We start from the raw sequence: 17,476 nt of genomic DNA on the forward strand, positions 1-17,476 counted from the left end.
TAAGGTCATACAGCAACCATAGTAAATGATGTAATGCCTTGTTAAATGCTATAATTCTTTATTACTGTGCCATTTTATTATTAAACGTTATTAATAACTATTACGATCATCTAGGAGTTTCTTTTGGCCTCTACTACTCATAGTTCAAACACATTTGTAGACAATAGCTCAAATACATTTTCAGCCTCTGCTAATACTCCAACCTCACACTTGTTGAGTGAACTGCCTATTGAAGGAAACACCTTATTATTTGGTCTGAACTTTAAATATACTGAAGTCGCTAAAAAAGGATTTATTAACCGTATAAAAAAGAACACCGTAACGTTAGACATCGACTTGTCTTGTGTGCTATTTAACAGTCATCTACAAGCAGTAGACAAGGTTTGGTTTAAGCAGTTAAGAGACAACTCTGAAGCAATTCGCCATCAAGGTGATAGCTTAAATGGTAAGGACAGAGGTGCGGCAGCTGAATTAGATAGAAATGTAGATGTCGAAACCATCGAATTAAGACTTGGCCGTTTGCCTCAAACTGTGTCACACGTGGCGTTAATAGTGTCTTGCTATAATGGCTATCCGATTCGTCAACTTGAACGCGGTAATCTTTACATCAGCGATGATGAAGGCAACGAGATTTATGCGACAGATTTAACCCTTATAGGAAATGACAGTGCGGCGTTTTGTGTGGCCCTATTGAGCCGCGAGCTAGGCGAATGGCGTTATACCCAAAGTCTATTGGCTTTGAGTGATCATAAAATAGATAACATGATAGAACAAATCCAGCGCGAGCTGGCACGACTTTATGGCTAACCCCATCGCTGAACTTTTCTAAAAATAAAAAAAGAGCTGATTCAGCTCTTTTTTATTGTCTTTTGATTGGTGCTGTTTTTGACTGACAATTTTTGAATAACACTTATAGATGCTCGCCACAATGTGGACAAAAGTTTTTCTTATCTAACTCTGCTAGCTTTTGTTGATACTCTTTTTCACGCAGCAGCTGCATTATCACCTCATCTGCCTGATCATTACTCAAGCCAAGCTCACGTCTAATTTTATCAATTTTATAGCGGTCCCTGACCAAATTCATATCATCATCTTCGAGCAATAACTCGCGGAATCTTTGTTCCAGTATTTCACGGCGTTGCTCAAGCTCAGAGGCCAAGCCCGATGCCAAAATACCTGCCGGCAATGCTGCCAGACCTACCCCTAGTATGGTGATCACTGCCCCTAAAAATTTACCGAATGTTGTGACCGGGATAACATCGCCATAGCCCACTGTGGTCAAGGTTACCACTGCCCACCACATGGATTTTGGTATCGATTCAAACACTTCAGGTTGGGCTTGATTTTCCACCACATAAATACCGCTAGAGGCCGTCACAATCATAATTAATAAAATAAAAATAACCGCTTTAAACGACTCTTTTTCTTTATGCAACACAATTAATAAAATGCGCATTGCCGCAAAATAACGGGTTAGTTTTAACAATCTGAACAATCGTAAAACACGTAAGAAACGTAAATCTACGGTGACGAAGAAATTTAAAAACGCAGGTGCAATTGAGATAAAATCAATGATAGCACCCGGACTTTTAGCCCAATTTAAACGTCTTTTCCAATGAGGAATTTCAGGATGGGTGTCCTTGTCTTTTTCAACTATTGCCCAAAGTCTCAGTAAGTACTCACCACTAAAAATAACAATAGAGAACTGCTCAAATGCATGAAATAGCGCCTTATTGGGAAAATACCAAGCATCCACTGACTCTGCGATAACTGCCGACACATTTAATAAAATCAATACTATTAGAAATTTATCAAAAGACCGGCTAAAGGTAGTCTGATAAGCTTCGTTTTCAATGATATCGTAGACTCGGCTTCGTATTTGCTGATATAGAGGATTTTTAAACATAGGTGGCTTAGAGTTGTTGTTATCGGTGAGTGGTAAAACGTATGCTTTGGCAGAAGTTGCTAAAAATATTGAAAAAGCCATAAAGCTATTATAGAGCCATAGAGCAACTTGGTAGCAAATATTATAGAGGACAGTCGAGCAATAGCAATATAATAACTTTTTTAATAAAAACAAAAAGGTCTTTGATTAAATCAATCAAAGACCTTTCTTGTTTGCTTGCTTATTGGCCAGTTCTTGTGGACTAGTTATTCGATAAGTTTTGCTAGGTACTCTCGAAACTAATCACTCCAAACTGGTTCATGAGGTTTTGGATATTGGCTTTCGCCTACTAAATGCTAGTTATTACAGTAAAATGCGTCTAGGATCTGCCAATAACTTAGCGATATATCGGGTAAATACAGCCGCATCTGCCCCATTAATGACTCTATGATCATAAGACAGTGACAGAGGCAACATCAAACGTGGCTCAAAAGTTTGCGTTTCAGCATTCCAACGGGGCTGCATAGTGGCTTCAGATACCCCTAAAATACCAACTTGTGGCCAATTTACCAACGGGGTAAAGTAAGTACCTCCTAAATTACCTTGGCTTGAAATCGTAAAGCTCGCCCCTTGTAAGTCTTTGGTGCCCAACTTTTTATCACGCGCCTTGGCTGCTAACTCACCAATCTCAATGGCAATTTGTTTAATGCCTTTGGTTTGCGCATCTTTGATAACTGGCACAATTAACCCATCATCGGTCGCTACTGCGATACCCATATTCACTGTCTTTCTAATATGAATTTGAGTATTGTCATCGCTTAAATGACTGTTAAATTTAGGGTGCTGCATTAAAGCATAAGCGGTTGCTTTTACAATAAATGCCAAGATAGTTAGGCCGATACCTTGTGCCTTAAACTCACCTTTAAGCTCACCACGCAAGTTTTCAGTTTCGGTAATGTCTGATAAATCAAACTGAGTGACCTGTGGCAGATACGTATTGTAATTAAGCTGCGGGATAGACACTTTTTGTAGACGGCTTAAGTCTTGCGTTTCAATCTCACCCCAAATATCGGCTTTACTCATATCAGGCAGACTCGGCAAACCTGACCCTACCACATTCACACTCTGTGCTGAATCACTGGCCTTGGTCTGCATATGTGCTTTGACATAATCAAAGACATCTTCTTTTAAGATACGATCATTAAATGCCGTGCCTTCCACTTGCGTAATGTCGACTCCGAGCTGACGTGCCAGCTTACGCACTGCTGGCCCCGCATAGACATCGGTCATCTTAGCATTAACTTGCTGCTCGCTAAGCTTATCGACAATACCATTTGCTTGATTAGCTTGGGTGGTAGTAGACGCTTGTGGCTTTTTGTCAGCGCCACTTTGACCCATAGTAGATAATTTGGCACTTTGCTGCTCATCAGAGTTAGCAGATTTGCTGCTATTTTTACTTGAGCTGTCTGTCTTAGAATTACTTTGAGACGCCGCCGCTTGTTGACTAGCGCCTTTATCTTGCTTACTACCGGTAGCACCTCTAATGACAATAAAATCTTGTCCATTGGCCACGGTATCGCCCGCGGCAATCAAAATCTCTTCGACTGTACCGGATACGGGTGCCGGCACTTCCACTGAGGCCTTATCAGATTCAATGAGTAATAACGACTGATCCGCTTCGACGGTGTCGCCCACACTGACCATAACTTCAGCGACTTCTGCTTGCTCTACCCCTAAATCAGGTAGCGGATAGGTTTTGGCCTCACCTGATCCTTCTACTTCCTCAGGAGTCTCGTTAGCCGCATCGCTTTCTGGCTGCGCGGCACTATCAAGATTACTGCTATCTAAATCGTTACCTTTATCTTCTTCAGCTTCGTCTGTAGATTTAGCCTCATCAGACTCTGATTGAGCGTCTTCAGTTGTAGATTCCGAATCTGAGCCTTCTTGGGAGTCAGTTTCAAGTTCAATAAGCACTGAGCCTTCTGTAACGGTATCTCCCACAGAGACCATAATTTTACTGACAGTGCCACTGGCTGAACTAGGGACTTCAACCGCCGCTTTATCAGATTCTAATAAAACAATATTATCATTTTCAGTAATTTTGTCGCCGACAGAGACCATTATCTCACTAACTTCGGCACTTTCCACACCTAAATCGGGGGCTTTAATTTCCATATCTGTTCTCCAGAATATTTGTTATTAGACAATTAGCGATAGTGCTATTTAATACAAAGTGTATAAAGTGCTTACTCTTTAACATCTTCGTCATTTAATAGCTCAGCATCGGCTTGATCCTCTGCTCGTCCCTCGCTACTGATTTCATCATCTTCTTCATCTACTAACTCTGGTACTGGATGTGGATTCACATTATCAGGTGCTGGTGCATCTGGGAAATGATCATACTGAGGCTGTGGCTGCCAAGCAGGCGGTTGATCCACATCAATGCCTAGACTGGTAATGGCATCCTTCACTAAACGCATTTCCACTTCACCTTCATCAGCTAAGCGTTTTAAGGTAGCAACAACGATATGCTCAGCATTAACGTGGAAGAAGTTACGCAGTTGAGCACGGCTATCAGAACGGCCATAACCGTCTGTTCCTAATGTGGTATAAGGACGGTTGTCTGGCAACCAAGCACGGATTTGCTCAGAGTAATTACGCATATAGTCCGTCGCTGCTATCACAACCCCATCATGTTGTGCCAATTGTTCAGTTATCCAAGGCACTTTCTCTTCTTCCATAGGATGTAGACGGTTATAGTCATCACACGCCATACCCTCACGTGTCAACTCATTAAAGCTGGTTACGCTCCATACGTTGGCACTCACATTGAACTCGTCAAACAGGATTTTAGCCGCTTTTTGCACTTCACGTAAGATAGTGCCTGAGCCTAATAGCTGTACGTGTGCACTAGCGTGTAACTGACTGTTATCCTCTAACAAATACATACCACGCTTAATACCCTCTTCAACCCCCTCAGGCATTGCAGGCTGCTCATAATTTTCATTCATTAAGGTAATATAATAATAGACACGCTCGCCTTCACCATACATACGGCGCAGACCATCATGCATAATTACCGCCAGCTCATAGCCATAACAAGGGTCATAGCTGATACAGTTAGGCACGGTACCGAACAATATGTGAGAATGACCATCTTGGTGCTGCAAGCCTTCTCCATTTAGAGTGGTACGTCCTGCGGTTCCACCCAATAAGAAACCCTGAGCCTGACAGTCACCAGCGGCCCACGCTAAGTCGCCGATACGCTGGAAACCGAACATTGAATAATAAATATACATTGGAATCATAGGTAACGCGTTGACTGAGTAACTGGTCGCTAAGGCAATCCAAGCACTCATTGCGCCCGCTTCGTTAATACCTTCTTCCAACATATGTCCATCTTTGGCTTCTTTATAGCCCATCAATGCTTCACTGTCTTCAGGGGTGTATTTTTGTCCTGCTGAAGAGTAAATACCTAGCTGACGGAATAGCCCCTCTAGACCAAACGTACGCGCCTCGTCTGGTACGATAGGCACCACACGATCTTGGATGTCTTTATTTTTTAGCATCGCTGATAACAGACGAACAAAGACCATAGTGGTTGACTGCTCTTTGCCATTACTACCCTGCAACACACGATCAAAGATCGACAAGTCAGGAATATTTAAGGGTATATGTCCACTACGACGGTTCGGCAAATGTCCGCCTAGTGACTCACGACGACCGCGTAGATATTTCATCTCTGGAGAGTTTTCATCTGGACGATAGAAAGGTAGCTTCTCAAGCTCTTCATCAGTGAAAGGCAAATCAAAGCGGTCACGGAAATAAACCAGACCTTCTTTGTTTAACTTCTTAATTTGGTGTGCTTTGTTAACCGCCTGTGCTTGATTAGACAGCCCATAACCTTTGACAGTTTTTACCAATACAACTGTAGGCTGACCTTTGGTCTTCATAGCTTCACTGAAAGCGGCATACACTTTAATAGGATCATGACCACCACGGTTTAAATGACGAATGTCCTCATCACTTAATTGCGAGGCCATTTCTTCAAGCTCAGGATATTTACCAAAGAACTCTTTACGCGTGAATGCCCCATCACGAGCCTCATAAAGTTGGTATTCGCCATCCACAGCTTCTTCCATACGTCTTTTTAGAGCGCCTGAATGGTCTTTGTCCAATAAGGTATCCCACTTACCGCCCCAAATAACTTTAATGACACGCCAGCCTGCGCCGCGGAATACGGATTCTAACTCTTGAATAATTTTACCATTACCGCGTACTGGACCATCGAGACGTTGTAAGTTACAGTTGACTACCCAAATTAAGTTATCTAGCTTCTCACGTCCCGCCAGTGAGATTGCGCCTAAGCTTTCTGGCTCGTCAGTTTCGCCGTCCCCTAGGAATGCCCAGATTTTGCGGTCTTCATTTTCTAACAGACCACGATTCACTAAGTAGTTGTGCACATGCGCATGATAAATCGACATGATAGGACCCAGACCCATTGAAACGGTTGGGAACTGCCAATAATCTGGCATCAAGTAAGGGTGTGGATAGCTCGATAGGCCTTTACCGCCTACTTCACGGCGAAAGTTTTCTAATTGCTCTTTGGTCAAACGACCTTCTGGGAATGAACGCGCGTAGATACCCGGTGCTGAGTGACCTTGATAGTAAATCATGTCGCCACCAAAGTGATCGCTAGCGGCACGGAAGAAATGGTTAAAGCCAGTCTCGTATAACGTTGCACTTGAGGCAAAAGTGGCTAAATGGCCGCCAAGATCATCGTCATTTTGGTTAGCACGCATTACCATGGCCAAAGCGTTATATCGTACTAAAGCTCGAATCTTACGCTCGATACCTAAGTCGCCAGGATAAGTGGGCTCATCTTCTACCGGAATGGTATTTAAATAAGCAGTATCCAAACGGTTGAAAGGCAAACCTTCTTGCACGGCCATGTTGTACAGTGCCTTTAACAAGAAACGTGCACGGTCCTTATCACTATGCTTGATTACCGATTCAAAGGCATCTAGCCATTCTTGAGTTTCGGTATGATCAGCATCATTATAATATTTCATAATTTGTCCCTAGGTTTTAATATTAAATTGGTACTTTTCTATTCAAAGCGTTTATTCAAAGCTTCAATTAAAAAAAATCATCAAAAATCACACATTATTAAATTGTGGATATAAGTCATATAAGTTAGAGTAAACACTTGTATCGCTTATTAGTATAACCATATTTTAGAGCCTTACCTATCCTCTAAATTAAATGGTTTTTGTAACTGTATTTATTTAAAAAATGATGATTATTATAAATAATAGATAATCTCCAGTTATCTCTTAGCCCCACTTAATTGAATTTATACAACTGTTAAATTAGAACGTTGTGTCTGCTAACATATCTCGCTTTAGGCAGAGGATTGTAATAAAATTACAGATAGGACATTGACTCTTGTATAGGCTGACTTATCCAATAAGTCTAATGCATTGAATAGACAGGTGGGTGGATTTTTCACCCCGCTTTAGCACTTTTATTTTTTAGCACTATCACCCTATTAATAGCCCAAGCTATTGATAAAACTTAAATTAAGATTATTTACAGTTATGAGATGGTTTTGTGTTGATATTAACCATAAGAACTAAAGCACAAGAGACTTGTTAGCTCACTCATCTAACAAGTATCACAAAGGAGTTCATCTTGACCGCAGTTATTTTAAGACCCCCTTTTTATAATAGAGCCCCCAATCTTTGGTATCCTGTGGTAAAAAAATCTGTTCTAAAATACAGCAACGTTTATCTTGCGGCTGTTTTATCCAGTATTTTACTTGCCATGACTGCCGTGCCGGCCCATGCCAATGATGCCCTTAAAATGACCATCACTGCCAGTAAGGTAGTGACTAATAAACGAGGTGAAAGAGTCTATATCCCCGTTAGTACGGCCAAAGTAGGCTCGCTTATTCAATACAAAGCGACTTATAGCAATACCTTGAATACCTCTATTCAAAACACCACAGTAACGCTGCCTATCCCAGCCAATACAGAGTTTACAGGAGAAGCTTATCCTCCAAGTGCTCAAGCGTCTTTAGACTATTATAACTATCGTGACTTGCCGCTAATGCGCATGGTCGATGGTAAACTGGTTGAAGTACCCCTGTCTGAATACAAATCGCTGCGCTGGGACATCAAATATATCCCTCCTAAAAAATCGGTCGACGTGGCGTTCAATACTATTGTCCATTAATAGTGGCCATTTACTATGGTTGATTAGCAGCTATCTGTTAATTATTGATACCGTCACAGATAGCTGTTGATATCATGACCGATATTCCTATCCAATTGAGCTTATAAAAAATCTCATAAAAAAAGGCTTATAAACTCAGAGTAAATTACTCAAGGTTTATAAGCCTTATTCGCTGGCAAAAACGCAACTAGCAAAAGCTCAGATCATTATAGTGGTATAGACCCTAGCCTACCGCCTGAGATTGCTCCAATTCAGAGCTGTCCACATCCAAGCGATGCTCTAATTTTAAGTAGTCTTCTGACTGCATTTCAAGTAAGCGCGAACGCGTTCGTTCAATCTCAAACGCCAACTTTTCACCTTGATACAGATCCAGAATGGATTGCTCAGCTCGAATTAATAACTTAACACGGCGGTCGTAAAACTCGTCAACTAAGTAAATAAAGCGGCGGGTAGGATCACGTAGCACATCCGTTAGCTCAGGAACGTTATCTACTAGCACCGTTGTAAAATGATTGGCGATTTCAATAAAATCATTGGCTGACCTTGGCTCCATACAAAGCTGTCTGAAATCACAATACAACACCGTCTTGGTACGCGCATTAATCTTAATCTCACGGCCATTAATAATAATTGGATCTTTTGAGATTTTCTGATTATTAGCGATAGAGACGAATCTATTGGCCAACCAGTGACTATTTTCTTTGGTCAATGGCGATTTATAGAGCTCTGCTTGTTGTAGTAAACGTAAACGGTAGTCAATACCCGAATCGATATTCATAACGGTGGTGTGCTTCTCAAGCTCAGCCACTGCAGGCATAAAGCGGTCTCTATGCAGGCCATCTTTATATAGGCCCGAGGGCTCAATATTTGAAGTTGCCACCAAAGTAATGCCACGCTTAAATAGCATGGTGAATAAATCACCCAAAATCATTGCATCTGATACGTTAGAGACGAAGAACTCATCAAAGCAAATTAATACCGCTTCACTATGAATAATATCTGCTACTTTTTCTAATGGATCACTACTGCCTTGTAGCTTGTTTAGCTCTTTATGAACCCGTTGCATAAAGTGGTGGAAGTGCATTCGCATCTTACGTTGTAGAGGCACTGACTCAAAGAACATGTCCATCATCCATGTCTTACCTCGGCCTACGCCGCCCCACATATACAAGCCTTTGGGCGGAACTGGATCTGCCTTAAACAACCCAAAAAAACCCTTTTTCTCTTTTGAGTTTTCAATCAATTGATAATAGACCTCATCGAGATAAGTCATCGCTTTTTCTTGGATAGGATCATGGTTAAACTCATCTGTCGCTATTGCAGCTTGGTACCTTTGTAAGGGGCTATTATTCATATCTTAGTAATCACTCTTGAGTTATCAGGGGTATAAGGAATTAATTAAATGAACCAAACCAGTATTCGTTAGTCTTGTAACCGCTCGTCTAGTGGGCAAGTTTCACGGGGTTAATTTAACAGGGCTAGCTTAACGAGCATGTTGCTCTAACAAAGATCTAATCTCGGTTAAGCGGCCATGGAAAAAGTGTCCGGCTTCTTTTACCACATAACTGGCGATTTGCTTATTTTCTGCAAATTTCTTCATCAATTCAGGTTGGATGACCTCATCAGCATCACCATAGATTTGAATGGTTTTTTGAGTCGGCAGCATAACATCAGAGGCATCATTATTTTCAACCGAGGGTGCCATTAGCACTACTTTGATGAGCTCCATATCGGTTAAACCCCAGATATGCGGGGTCACTAACAACTGTTCAGCCACTCTGGCTGTCACATAGCCGCCAAATGAAAATCCACCTAACCATACTTGTGTGGCTGAAGTCTGGGAATGAATCCACTGTAGCACAGCCATGGCATCTTCAATTTCACCCACAGCGTAATCATGTTCACCTGTCGACTTACCAGTGCCTCGAAAGTTAAAGCGCACCACATGCATACCTTCATCACGTGCAAAGTTAAACATAGTGGTCACCACTTTATTTTTCATTGTACCACCGTAGAGTGGGTTTGGATGACACAGTAAAGCAACCTTCTTAGTTTCGGCGTCCTGAGGGTTTTCATTTTGCCAAAGCGCTTCCACTTCAAGCTTGCCAGCAGGACCATCAATCAATAGCTGTTGAGATTTGGTTTTCATATTTAAAGTCTTTGTCATTAATATTCTTTGTTATTAAAATACGGTCAACGCTTGTATAGCCCAGCTAAGGACTAAATGTAGGTTCAACACTGTGGAACATAATAGCAAAAACAGCCTTATAAATGGGTAAGCCTCTGTTAATCATTGCTATTAATCGCTTTAATCGCCTCAATCACGTCAACTCAAACTTAGTCGCTTTCTGATTCGCTCTAAATCAAATTAAATCTAGTAAGTTAGGTTAAGCAGGCTGAGCCAGTTGAAATAGCTAAGTAACATTCTATACACTACTCTCTACACTATTCTATTAAAGCTCTATACTACAGAAAGCATGAGCTTATATACTATAGTGACTATTTTATTGCCTATCAATTGTAAACGACTGTTTTATAGACTGACTGATTTATACTTCTTCTTTATATATCGCCGTATGTTATCTATAGTCTTACTGTGATTGATTTCGCTTACCTTTAATTTTATTTGTCTTGAGGCTATTTATGACCACACTGTCATGGCAAAAACTAACCAAATTCACAACCTTAGGGTTACTTGCATCAGCAGCTATTGGTTTGACTGCTTGTCAATCCACTCCTACCGCGCCAGTCATTCAGCGTGCAGATTCAACTTATGAAACCACTGGCTTAGGTAAAACTAAAATTCAAGCACAAGAAAATGCTTTGGCCAGTGCTAAAAAAACCTGTGGTTCGCGTCAAGCCGTTATCGTTAAAGACGAAGTGCGATATAACGGTGTATTTAATGAGAAAACAGGTCGTATGATTGATCAAATGGGCTCAATTGCAGGTGCCGTCCTAGGTACAGGTAGTCCAAATTTATCACGTGATGACGATTTTGAATATGACATTAGCTTCCGTTGTCAGTAAGCCTTAAAACGTTTAAAAAGCCCAAAGACTTTAACCTTTGCGGTTTATAAAAAAGGTTCTTATCAATTGATAAGAACCTTTTTTATGGGCTTGTCTCTATTACTCCTACTTAACGTCTAGGATCAAATGCATCTCGTAATGCCTCACCAATAAAAATCAATAAGGACAAAACTATAGTCAGGCTAAAAAAGGCAGACAACGCCAACCAAGGCGCATCTAAATTGTCTTTTCCTTGATTCATAAGCTCTCCTAACGAGGGAGAACCTGGCGGTAACCCATAGCCCAAAAAGTCTAACGACGTTAAGGCCACAATGTTCGCAGTCAATATAAAGGGTAACTGTGACAAGCTTGACGCCAGAGCGTTAGGAAGGATATGACGTAGCATGATCTGCAGATCTGACGCCCCCAAGTTATGAGCTGCTCTTACATAATCAAAGTTACGCGCGCGTAGAAATTCAGCCCGAACCAGACCCACCAAGCTCATCCAACCAAACAATAGCATCAGAGCAAATAGCACCCAGACATTGGGGTTAAATAAGCTCACTAAGATTATGATCATAAACAGCTGCGGCAGACCTGCCCAAACTTCCATAAAACGCTGACCAATAAGATCCGGCCAACCGCCATAATATCCTTGAATGGCACCAACAATAATCCCTATCAATGAGCCTGCGATGGTTAATGCTAAACCAAATAATAGCGAGACCCGCATACCGTATAAAATTCGTGCCAATACATCTCGACCAGTATCATCGGTTCCCAACCAATTACTGGCATTAGGCGGTGCGGGATAAGGCTGTTCGATATCGACACTGGGCGTCTGATCAGCAAACTCGATAAGGGGCATCACCATAAAGCCTTTTTGGTCTATAAGGGCTTTAACAGCAGGGTCCTTGTAGTCGGCTTCAGTTTCAAAAACACCGCCAAAAGTCGTCTCGGGATAGGCCTTGAAAACTGGAAAATATACGTCGCCCTCATAAGTCACCACTAATGGTTTATCATTGGCAACAAAATTTGCCCCCAAGCAGATGACTGAAATCAAGCAAAATAAAACCAAAGCAACTACGCCAAGTCTATTTTGTTTAAAACGGTTGAGCCTTGCCTGCCATACAGGATTCAGCTTATATTTGCTCATCTTAGCGCCCCTCAAAGTCAATGCGGGGGTCAATCAGATGATAGCTGATGTCACTAATCAACTGCAATAATAGACCGACTAAGGTGAAGATAAATAAGGTGCCGAATATCACCGGATAATCTCGTTGAACAATGGCCTCAAAACCGAGCAGTCCTAGTCCATCGAGCTTAAAAATGATTTCTATTAAGAAATTACCTGTAAAGAAGATGCTGACAATGGCAGCAGGGATGCCCGCAATAACAATAAGCATCGCATTTCGAAATACATGACCATAAAGCACTTGATGCCCTGTCAGTCCTTTGGCTCGCGCAGTCAAAACATACTGTTTGGATAACTCTTCCATAAAGCTAAATTTTGTGAGGTAAGTCAATGCCGCAAAGCCACCAATGGTACTGGCAGTCAATGGCAGTGCCAAATGCCAAAAATAGTCTTTTATTTTGGCTAAAGTGCTTAAATCGTCAAAGTTATCCGACACCAAGCCTTGTAACGGGAAAATTTGCCAATAACTGCCACCTGCAAAAAGCACAAGTAGAATAACCCCAAAAACAAATATTGGAATAGCATGACCGACCGCCAACATAACAGCGGTTAATTTATCAATACCTGAGCCATGATGCATCGCTTTATAAATGCCCAATGGTATGGCAATCAGGTAGATAAGTAAGGTACTCCATAGACCCAAGGAGATGGACACTGGTAGCTTTTCAATAATAAGCTCAGTGACCGGTTTGCCCTTAAAGAATGAGGTACCAAAATCTAAAGTGGCATAGTTTTTAAGCATGATCCAAAAGCGCTCAGGGGCGGGCTTGTCAAAACCATATTGCGCTTTAATCGCCTCTACCATCTCCTCTGATAAGCCTCTCGAGCCTCTATAGCCAGAGTCAGACATGACATTACCGCTGCCTAAGGTCGCCCCTGACCCATCTCCTAGATTCTGTGACAACTCAATTTGGGCAATCTGTTGCTCTACCGGTCCGCCAGGAGCGGCTTGAACCAAAACAAAATTGGTTAGAAGGATCAAAAATAACGTGGGTATGATAAGCAATAACCGTTTTAAAATATAACGACCCATGACGCCAATCCTTATTTATTGCTGCTTATCATCATTAGCTACTGATACACGTTTATTGTTTGTCATCAAAAATTATCTTTGAGTGTTCTCAATGCGCTAAACACGGTTAATGACTTGGTGTCTGGCAAGCTGACCTGTCTTTGCACCCCATCGATAACTGTCAGCTCTTCTGTACGCAAAAAGACATTAACTTGTCTTTCATGCTCTAGCGACACTGGCAAAGAAGACTTGCCTTGCTCAGTTAAGGCAATAACTTCAGTCAAACATTTCTGCATTACAGTATTGTCAGGTTCGATAGATAAGCCAAATTTTAGATTTGATGCGGTGTATTCGTGAGCAGGATAAAATAAAGTAGACTTAGGCAACTTATTAAAGCGTTTAAAACTTTCAAATAATTGCTCGATAGTACCGGTAAACACCCGACCACAGCCTGCGCTAAATAAAGTATCACCGCAGAACACTTGTTTTATCTCATCTTTAGCAAGCACATAAGCCAAATGCGACTCAGTATGACCTGGAACCGCCCATACCTGTGCCGTATAGCCCCAAGCACTGACTGAACTGCCCTCTTTAACCACTTGATCTGGACTGACGCCATGGTCTGAGCTTGCTACCACATGGGTCATAGGATATAACTCACGTAGCTCAGCCACGCCGCCAATATGATCGTGATGGTGATGGGTAATCCAAATAGCGGTCAGCTCAAGCCCATACTGTTGTAAATAATCAGCCACAGGCTCTGCTTGGCCAGGATCAATGACAATGGCTTGTTTATTGGTATCGTTTACCATTGCCCATATATAGTTATCAGTAAAGGCAGGTATAGGCGTAATAATTAAGCTCATGGAATATCCTATTGTTTAAAAATTTATTCTCAAATAAGAAATAGCTACTACAGCTTATATAGAATAAAACTATGATTTATAGAGTAAAGCTATTACTTATAGAGTAAAACTATGATTTATAAAGTGAAAGATTATTTTAAGTATTTGGCAATAATGGAGTCAGCAGACTTGTCTACCCACCAATAATCAATACCCAGCGCATTATCAGGTAACGTTTGATTGTGACGATACTTGTCCCAGTAAACTACGCGAGTACTGGTAGAACCATACATCGGTACCATGTAATACCCCGCCCTTAATAGGCGATCTAATACCTTAGTATAAAGCACAATCTCTTCTCTATTGTCCGCTTTAATCAGCTTGGAAATGACGGCATCAATGGCTTCATTTTTTATGCCACTATAGTTCTGGTTGCCTTGTTCCTCTGCCGCCTGACTGCCCCACATATAACTTTGTTCAGAGCCGGGCGACGTACTTTGCGGAAACCCCGCAATGATCATGTCGTAGTCAAATCGTCTTAGACGCTCTAAATATTGCGGGCTATCTACTTGTCTAATTGAAGCATCAAAGCCTAATTTTTTTAAATTACGCACATACGGTAACAGCACCCGAGTCATTTTGTCATCGGCTATCAAGATTTCAAACTTGGCCCGATGACCATCTGGCTGATATAACGCCATATCTTTGTAATAAAATCCCGCTTGTAGGAGTTTTTTTCTGGCACTGAGTAAGGCTTGACGGTTATACCCCTTACCATCTGACTTAGGAAGATGCCAATTCGCCACTGCCGCTTGTCTTTGAATAGGGTCAAGCTTTGGTAATAACGGCTTTAATACTGCATACTCTTCTGCATTAGGGGTTCCTGTAGCAGCAAGCTCTGAGCCATGAAAATAACTGTCTAATCGCTCGTATTGATTATAAAACAAAGTGTTATTCATCAGCTCAAAGTCAAAGGCTTCAGTCATTGCTTGACGCACCCGGATGTCTGAGAAAATCTTATGGCGCAAATTCATGACCAAGGCCTGCATAGGCACAGGATTTTTAGTCACAATGGCTTCTTTTTTAATCATCCCAGCTTTGGCAGCGGGAAAATTATAAGCGGTGGTCCATTTTCGAGCCGAGCTTTCTTGTCGAAAATGATACTGACCGACTTTAAACCCCTCTAAAGCAATTTCATCACTGCCGTAGTAAATGTATTTAATATAGTCAAAATTGAAGCGACCCTTATTAGCCATAACTTGCTGGCCCCAGTAATTAGGGTCACGCTTATAAGTCACACTGCGTCCCTGCTCGACAGCATAAAGCTGATAAGGGCCACTGCCCATCAAAGGTGTCAGACTTAATTTTTCAAAATCTTTTTCTATAGAAGACTGTTTAAAAACAGGGAACTGCCCTACCGTTAACAAAATCTCTTTATTTTCTGCAGATTTAAAGTGAAATTTGACTCTGTATTTGTCAATAACTTCCACTTTATCTACGCCAGACAGATAACTACGAACCTGCATCAGCCCTTTATTTAAATAGGCATCAAAAGTCGCTTTTACATCATTACCGGTAACTGGACTTCCGTCCCAGAACTTTGCTTTGGGATTGATATGATAAATAATCCAGCTGGTATCCTCGGGATCATAAGTGACTTTTTCCGCCAGCTGTGGATACATGACAAATGACTCATTTAAAGAGCCGGTTAACAAAGTATCATACATATAGTCAGTACCACTCATGGCGAGACCGGTGGTCATCCATGGATTGGCACTGTTAAATGTACCCAGTGCCGATAGCGATAATGTACCGCCTTTGGGTGCCATAGGATTGGCATAAGGTAAGTAAGGCGCATTAATATAACGCGCCTCACTATTGTGACCGATTGCAGTAACTGTAATGGGCTTTGCCACAGCACCTGGATTTAAACCAATTAGCACACCCGCCAGCAGGCTTGTGGCCCAAAAAGAGGTCTGTTTTTTAGAAGCTCGTTTTATGAAAAAAAAGCTACTCTTCATTTCGACCTCCTTCTTTGTCGTCAATCTTATGTTATCGTCAATCCAAGTATTGGGATAGTCGCTCATCGTTTACTGGTTATGAGGACTAGATTAAGCGTGTTTGCTCGCAAACTCATTCATAAAGTCGCACAAAGCCTGAACTGACTCTAGGCTAACCGCATTATAAATGCTAGCTCGCATACCGCCCACATCACGGTGACCTTTTAGATTTAATAGACCGGCTTGTTCAGCCTCGGCTAAAAACTGACCATCTAGACTGCTGTCTTTCAAAGTAAACGGCACGTTCATGATTGAGCGGTAGTTAACGTCGACTTTGTTGCTGTAAAAATCGCTTTCATCAATTGTTTTGTATAACAATTCAGCTTTTTGACGGTTTGTTTTTGCAATAACTTCTAGACCACCTCGCTGCTCTAGCCATTCAAATACTAGACCCGCTAAATACCATGAATAAGTTGCTGGCGTATTCAACATAGACTCTTTAGCCGCCTGATTGGCATAGTCTAGTAACGCGGGACACCAAGCACTGGCTTTACCAATCAGATCTTCACGGATAATAACGATAACTAGACCGGCTGGACCAATATTCTTCTGTGCTCCAGCATAAATCATACCAAACTTAGACACATCAATAGGCTCAGACAAGATGCAAGAAGACATGTCAGCTATGAGTGGAGCGTCTACTTCAGGTGGCTGAAAAATCTGCACCCCATGGATGGTTTCGTTGGCACAATAATGGAAATACTCAGCGCCTTCTGTTAGTTGCCACTCACTTTGCTCAGGGACAGTAGTAAAGCCTGACGCTTTACTAGTTGCCACTTCATTAACCTCACCTAAGCCTAAGTCCGCATAGCGTTTGGCTTCTTTAATGGCTTTTCCTGACCAAGCGCCTGTGGTTAAATAATCAGCTTTACCGTTATTGGTTTCATTGGCTAATAAGTTTAGGGGAATGGCAGAAAATTGAAACGTTGCCCCACCCTGTAAAAAAAGCACTTTATAATTGTCAGGGATTTGCATTAGACGTCGCAAGCTACTTTCAGCGGCTTCCGCTACTTTGATATAGTCTGAACTGCGGTGGCTCATCTCCATGATAGAGACGCCTTTACCTTGCCAGTCTAGCATTTCAGCTTGTGCTTTTAACAAGACCTCAGTGGGTAAAGAAGCCGGTCCGGCACAAAAATTATGCAAACGATGTAAAGGAGCGTCGGTTTTTAAATTAGCGGCTGCAGTTTCTTGATTCATAATTGTCCTACAAAACATTAAAGTGATTGGGATACA

The 17,476-nt window shown here is 41.6% G+C and carries 13 protein-coding genes; 3 read left to right on the forward strand and 10 right to left on the reverse strand.

The genetic code is table 11. The features are described from left to right. The first annotated feature begins 123 nt into the window (after positions 1–123). Positions 124–807, forward strand: coding sequence for a TerD family protein (locus tag LK453_RS11810; protein WP_201534109.1), 684 nt, complete (start codon positions 124–126; stop codon positions 805–807). Positions 808–910: 103 nt separating this feature from the next. On the opposite strand, the gene LK453_RS11815 is transcribed toward LK453_RS11810, so the two are convergent. The 3 genes from LK453_RS11815 to aceE all read right to left on the reverse strand — a co-directional run bounded on the left by LK453_RS11815 (position 911) and on the right by aceE (position 6,957). Next, a complete protein-coding gene (locus LK453_RS11815) occupies positions 911–1,906 on the reverse strand; it encodes an ion transporter (RefSeq protein ID WP_201534178.1) in 996 nt (331 codons plus the stop codon). Positions 1,907–2,248: 342 nt separating this feature from the next. Further along, positions 2,249–4,060: a 2-oxo acid dehydrogenase subunit E2 gene (locus tag LK453_RS11820; RefSeq protein ID WP_201534125.1), complete on the reverse strand. Its 1,812-nt coding sequence runs from the start codon at positions 4,058–4,060 to the stop codon at positions 2,249–2,251. Positions 4,061–4,131: 71 nt separating this feature from the next. Further along, positions 4,132–6,957 carry a pyruvate dehydrogenase (acetyl-transferring), homodimeric type gene (gene aceE, locus LK453_RS11825; RefSeq protein ID WP_201541634.1) on the reverse strand — a complete coding sequence of 942 codons (2,826 nt, stop codon included), beginning with the start codon at positions 6,955–6,957 and terminating at the stop codon, positions 4,132–4,134. Between the two features lie 622 nt (positions 6,958–7,579). Here aceE and LK453_RS11830 point away from each other — a divergent pair. Then, entirely contained in the window at positions 7,580–8,122 is a 543-nt protein-coding gene (locus LK453_RS11830; RefSeq protein WP_007393626.1) for a hypothetical protein, read from the forward strand. Between the two features lie 223 nt (positions 8,123–8,345). On the opposite strand, the gene zapE is transcribed toward LK453_RS11830, so the two are convergent. Together zapE and LK453_RS11840 are read right to left on the reverse strand one after the other, a co-directional pair. Then, entirely contained in the window at positions 8,346–9,476 is a 1,131-nt protein-coding gene (gene zapE, locus LK453_RS11835) for a cell division protein ZapE (RefSeq protein ID WP_201537763.1), read from the reverse strand. Between the two features lie 129 nt (positions 9,477–9,605). Further along, positions 9,606–10,271, reverse strand: a complete 666-nt coding sequence (locus LK453_RS11840; protein WP_201537765.1) for an alpha/beta hydrolase — start codon at positions 10,269–10,271, stop codon at positions 9,606–9,608. A gap of 494 nt (positions 10,272–10,765) precedes the next feature. On the opposite strand from LK453_RS11840, the gene LK453_RS11845 reads away from it, so the two are divergent. Beyond that, positions 10,766–11,149: a hypothetical protein gene (locus tag LK453_RS11845; protein ID WP_201537767.1), complete on the forward strand. Its 384-nt coding sequence runs from the start codon at positions 10,766–10,768 to the stop codon at positions 11,147–11,149. A 109-nt stretch (positions 11,150–11,258) separates the two neighbouring features. On the opposite strand, the gene LK453_RS11850 is transcribed toward LK453_RS11845, so the two are convergent. From LK453_RS11850 to serC, 5 genes are all read right to left on the reverse strand, one after another. Continuing rightward, positions 11,259–12,284, reverse strand: a complete 1,026-nt coding sequence (locus tag LK453_RS11850; protein ID WP_201537769.1) for an ABC transporter permease — start codon at positions 12,282–12,284, stop codon at positions 11,259–11,261. A 1-nt stretch (position 12,285) separates the two neighbouring features. Further along, complete coding sequence (locus tag LK453_RS11855; RefSeq protein WP_201537771.1) at positions 12,286–13,356, reverse strand: microcin C ABC transporter permease YejB; 1,071 nt, start codon at positions 13,354–13,356, stop codon at positions 12,286–12,288. Between the two features lie 65 nt (positions 13,357–13,421). Beyond that, positions 13,422–14,201 carry a hydroxyacylglutathione hydrolase gene (gene gloB / locus LK453_RS11860; protein ID WP_201527225.1) on the reverse strand — a complete coding sequence of 260 codons (780 nt, stop codon included), beginning with the start codon at positions 14,199–14,201 and terminating at the stop codon, positions 13,422–13,424. Between the two features lie 131 nt (positions 14,202–14,332). Then, positions 14,333–16,267, reverse strand: a complete 1,935-nt coding sequence (locus LK453_RS11865; RefSeq protein WP_007393635.1) for an extracellular solute-binding protein — start codon at positions 16,265–16,267, stop codon at positions 14,333–14,335. Positions 16,268–16,291: 24 nt separating this feature from the next. Beyond that, positions 16,292–17,440: a 3-phosphoserine/phosphohydroxythreonine transaminase gene (gene serC / locus LK453_RS11870; protein ID WP_201527220.1), complete on the reverse strand. Its 1,149-nt coding sequence runs from the start codon at positions 17,438–17,440 to the stop codon at positions 16,292–16,294. Positions 17,441–17,476: the final 36 nt, after the last annotated feature.

The sequence above is a fragment of the Psychrobacter sanguinis genome, from assembly GCF_020736705.1.
In the GTDB taxonomy this organism is placed as follows: Bacteria; Pseudomonadota; Gammaproteobacteria; order Pseudomonadales; family Moraxellaceae; genus Psychrobacter; species Psychrobacter sanguinis.

Excerpts from the sequence above, each read along its gene's own strand:
- LK453_RS11815 (WP_201534178.1), bottom strand. The coding sequence starts at position 1,906 with ATGTTTAAAAATCCTCTATATCAGCAAATACGAAGCCGAGTCTACGAT.
- LK453_RS11820 (WP_201534125.1), bottom strand. The coding sequence starts at position 4,060 with ATGGAAATTAAAGCCCCCGATTTAGGTGTGGAAAGTGCCGAAGTTAGT.
- aceE (WP_201541634.1), bottom strand. The coding sequence starts at position 6,957 with ATGAAATATTATAATGATGCTGATCATACCGAAACTCAAGAATGGCTA.
- zapE (WP_201537763.1), bottom strand. The coding sequence starts at position 9,476 with ATGAATAATAGCCCCTTACAAAGGTACCAAGCTGCAATAGCGACAGAT.
- LK453_RS11840 (WP_201537765.1), bottom strand. The coding sequence starts at position 10,271 with ATGAAAACCAAATCTCAACAGCTATTGATTGATGGTCCTGCTGGCAAG.
- LK453_RS11845 (WP_201537767.1), top strand. The coding sequence starts at position 10,766 with ATGACCACACTGTCATGGCAAAAACTAACCAAATTCACAACCTTAGGG.
- LK453_RS11850 (WP_201537769.1), bottom strand. The coding sequence starts at position 12,284 with ATGAGCAAATATAAGCTGAATCCTGTATGGCAGGCAAGGCTCAACCGT.
- LK453_RS11855 (WP_201537771.1), bottom strand. The coding sequence starts at position 13,356 with ATGGGTCGTTATATTTTAAAACGGTTATTGCTTATCATACCCACGTTA.
- gloB (WP_201527225.1), bottom strand. The coding sequence starts at position 14,201 with ATGAGCTTAATTATTACGCCTATACCTGCCTTTACTGATAACTATATA.
- LK453_RS11865 (WP_007393635.1), bottom strand. The coding sequence starts at position 16,267 with ATGAGCGACTATCCCAATACTTGGATTGACGATAACATAAGATTGACG.
- serC (WP_201527220.1), bottom strand. The coding sequence starts at position 17,440 with ATGAATCAAGAAACTGCAGCCGCTAATTTAAAAACCGACGCTCCTTTA.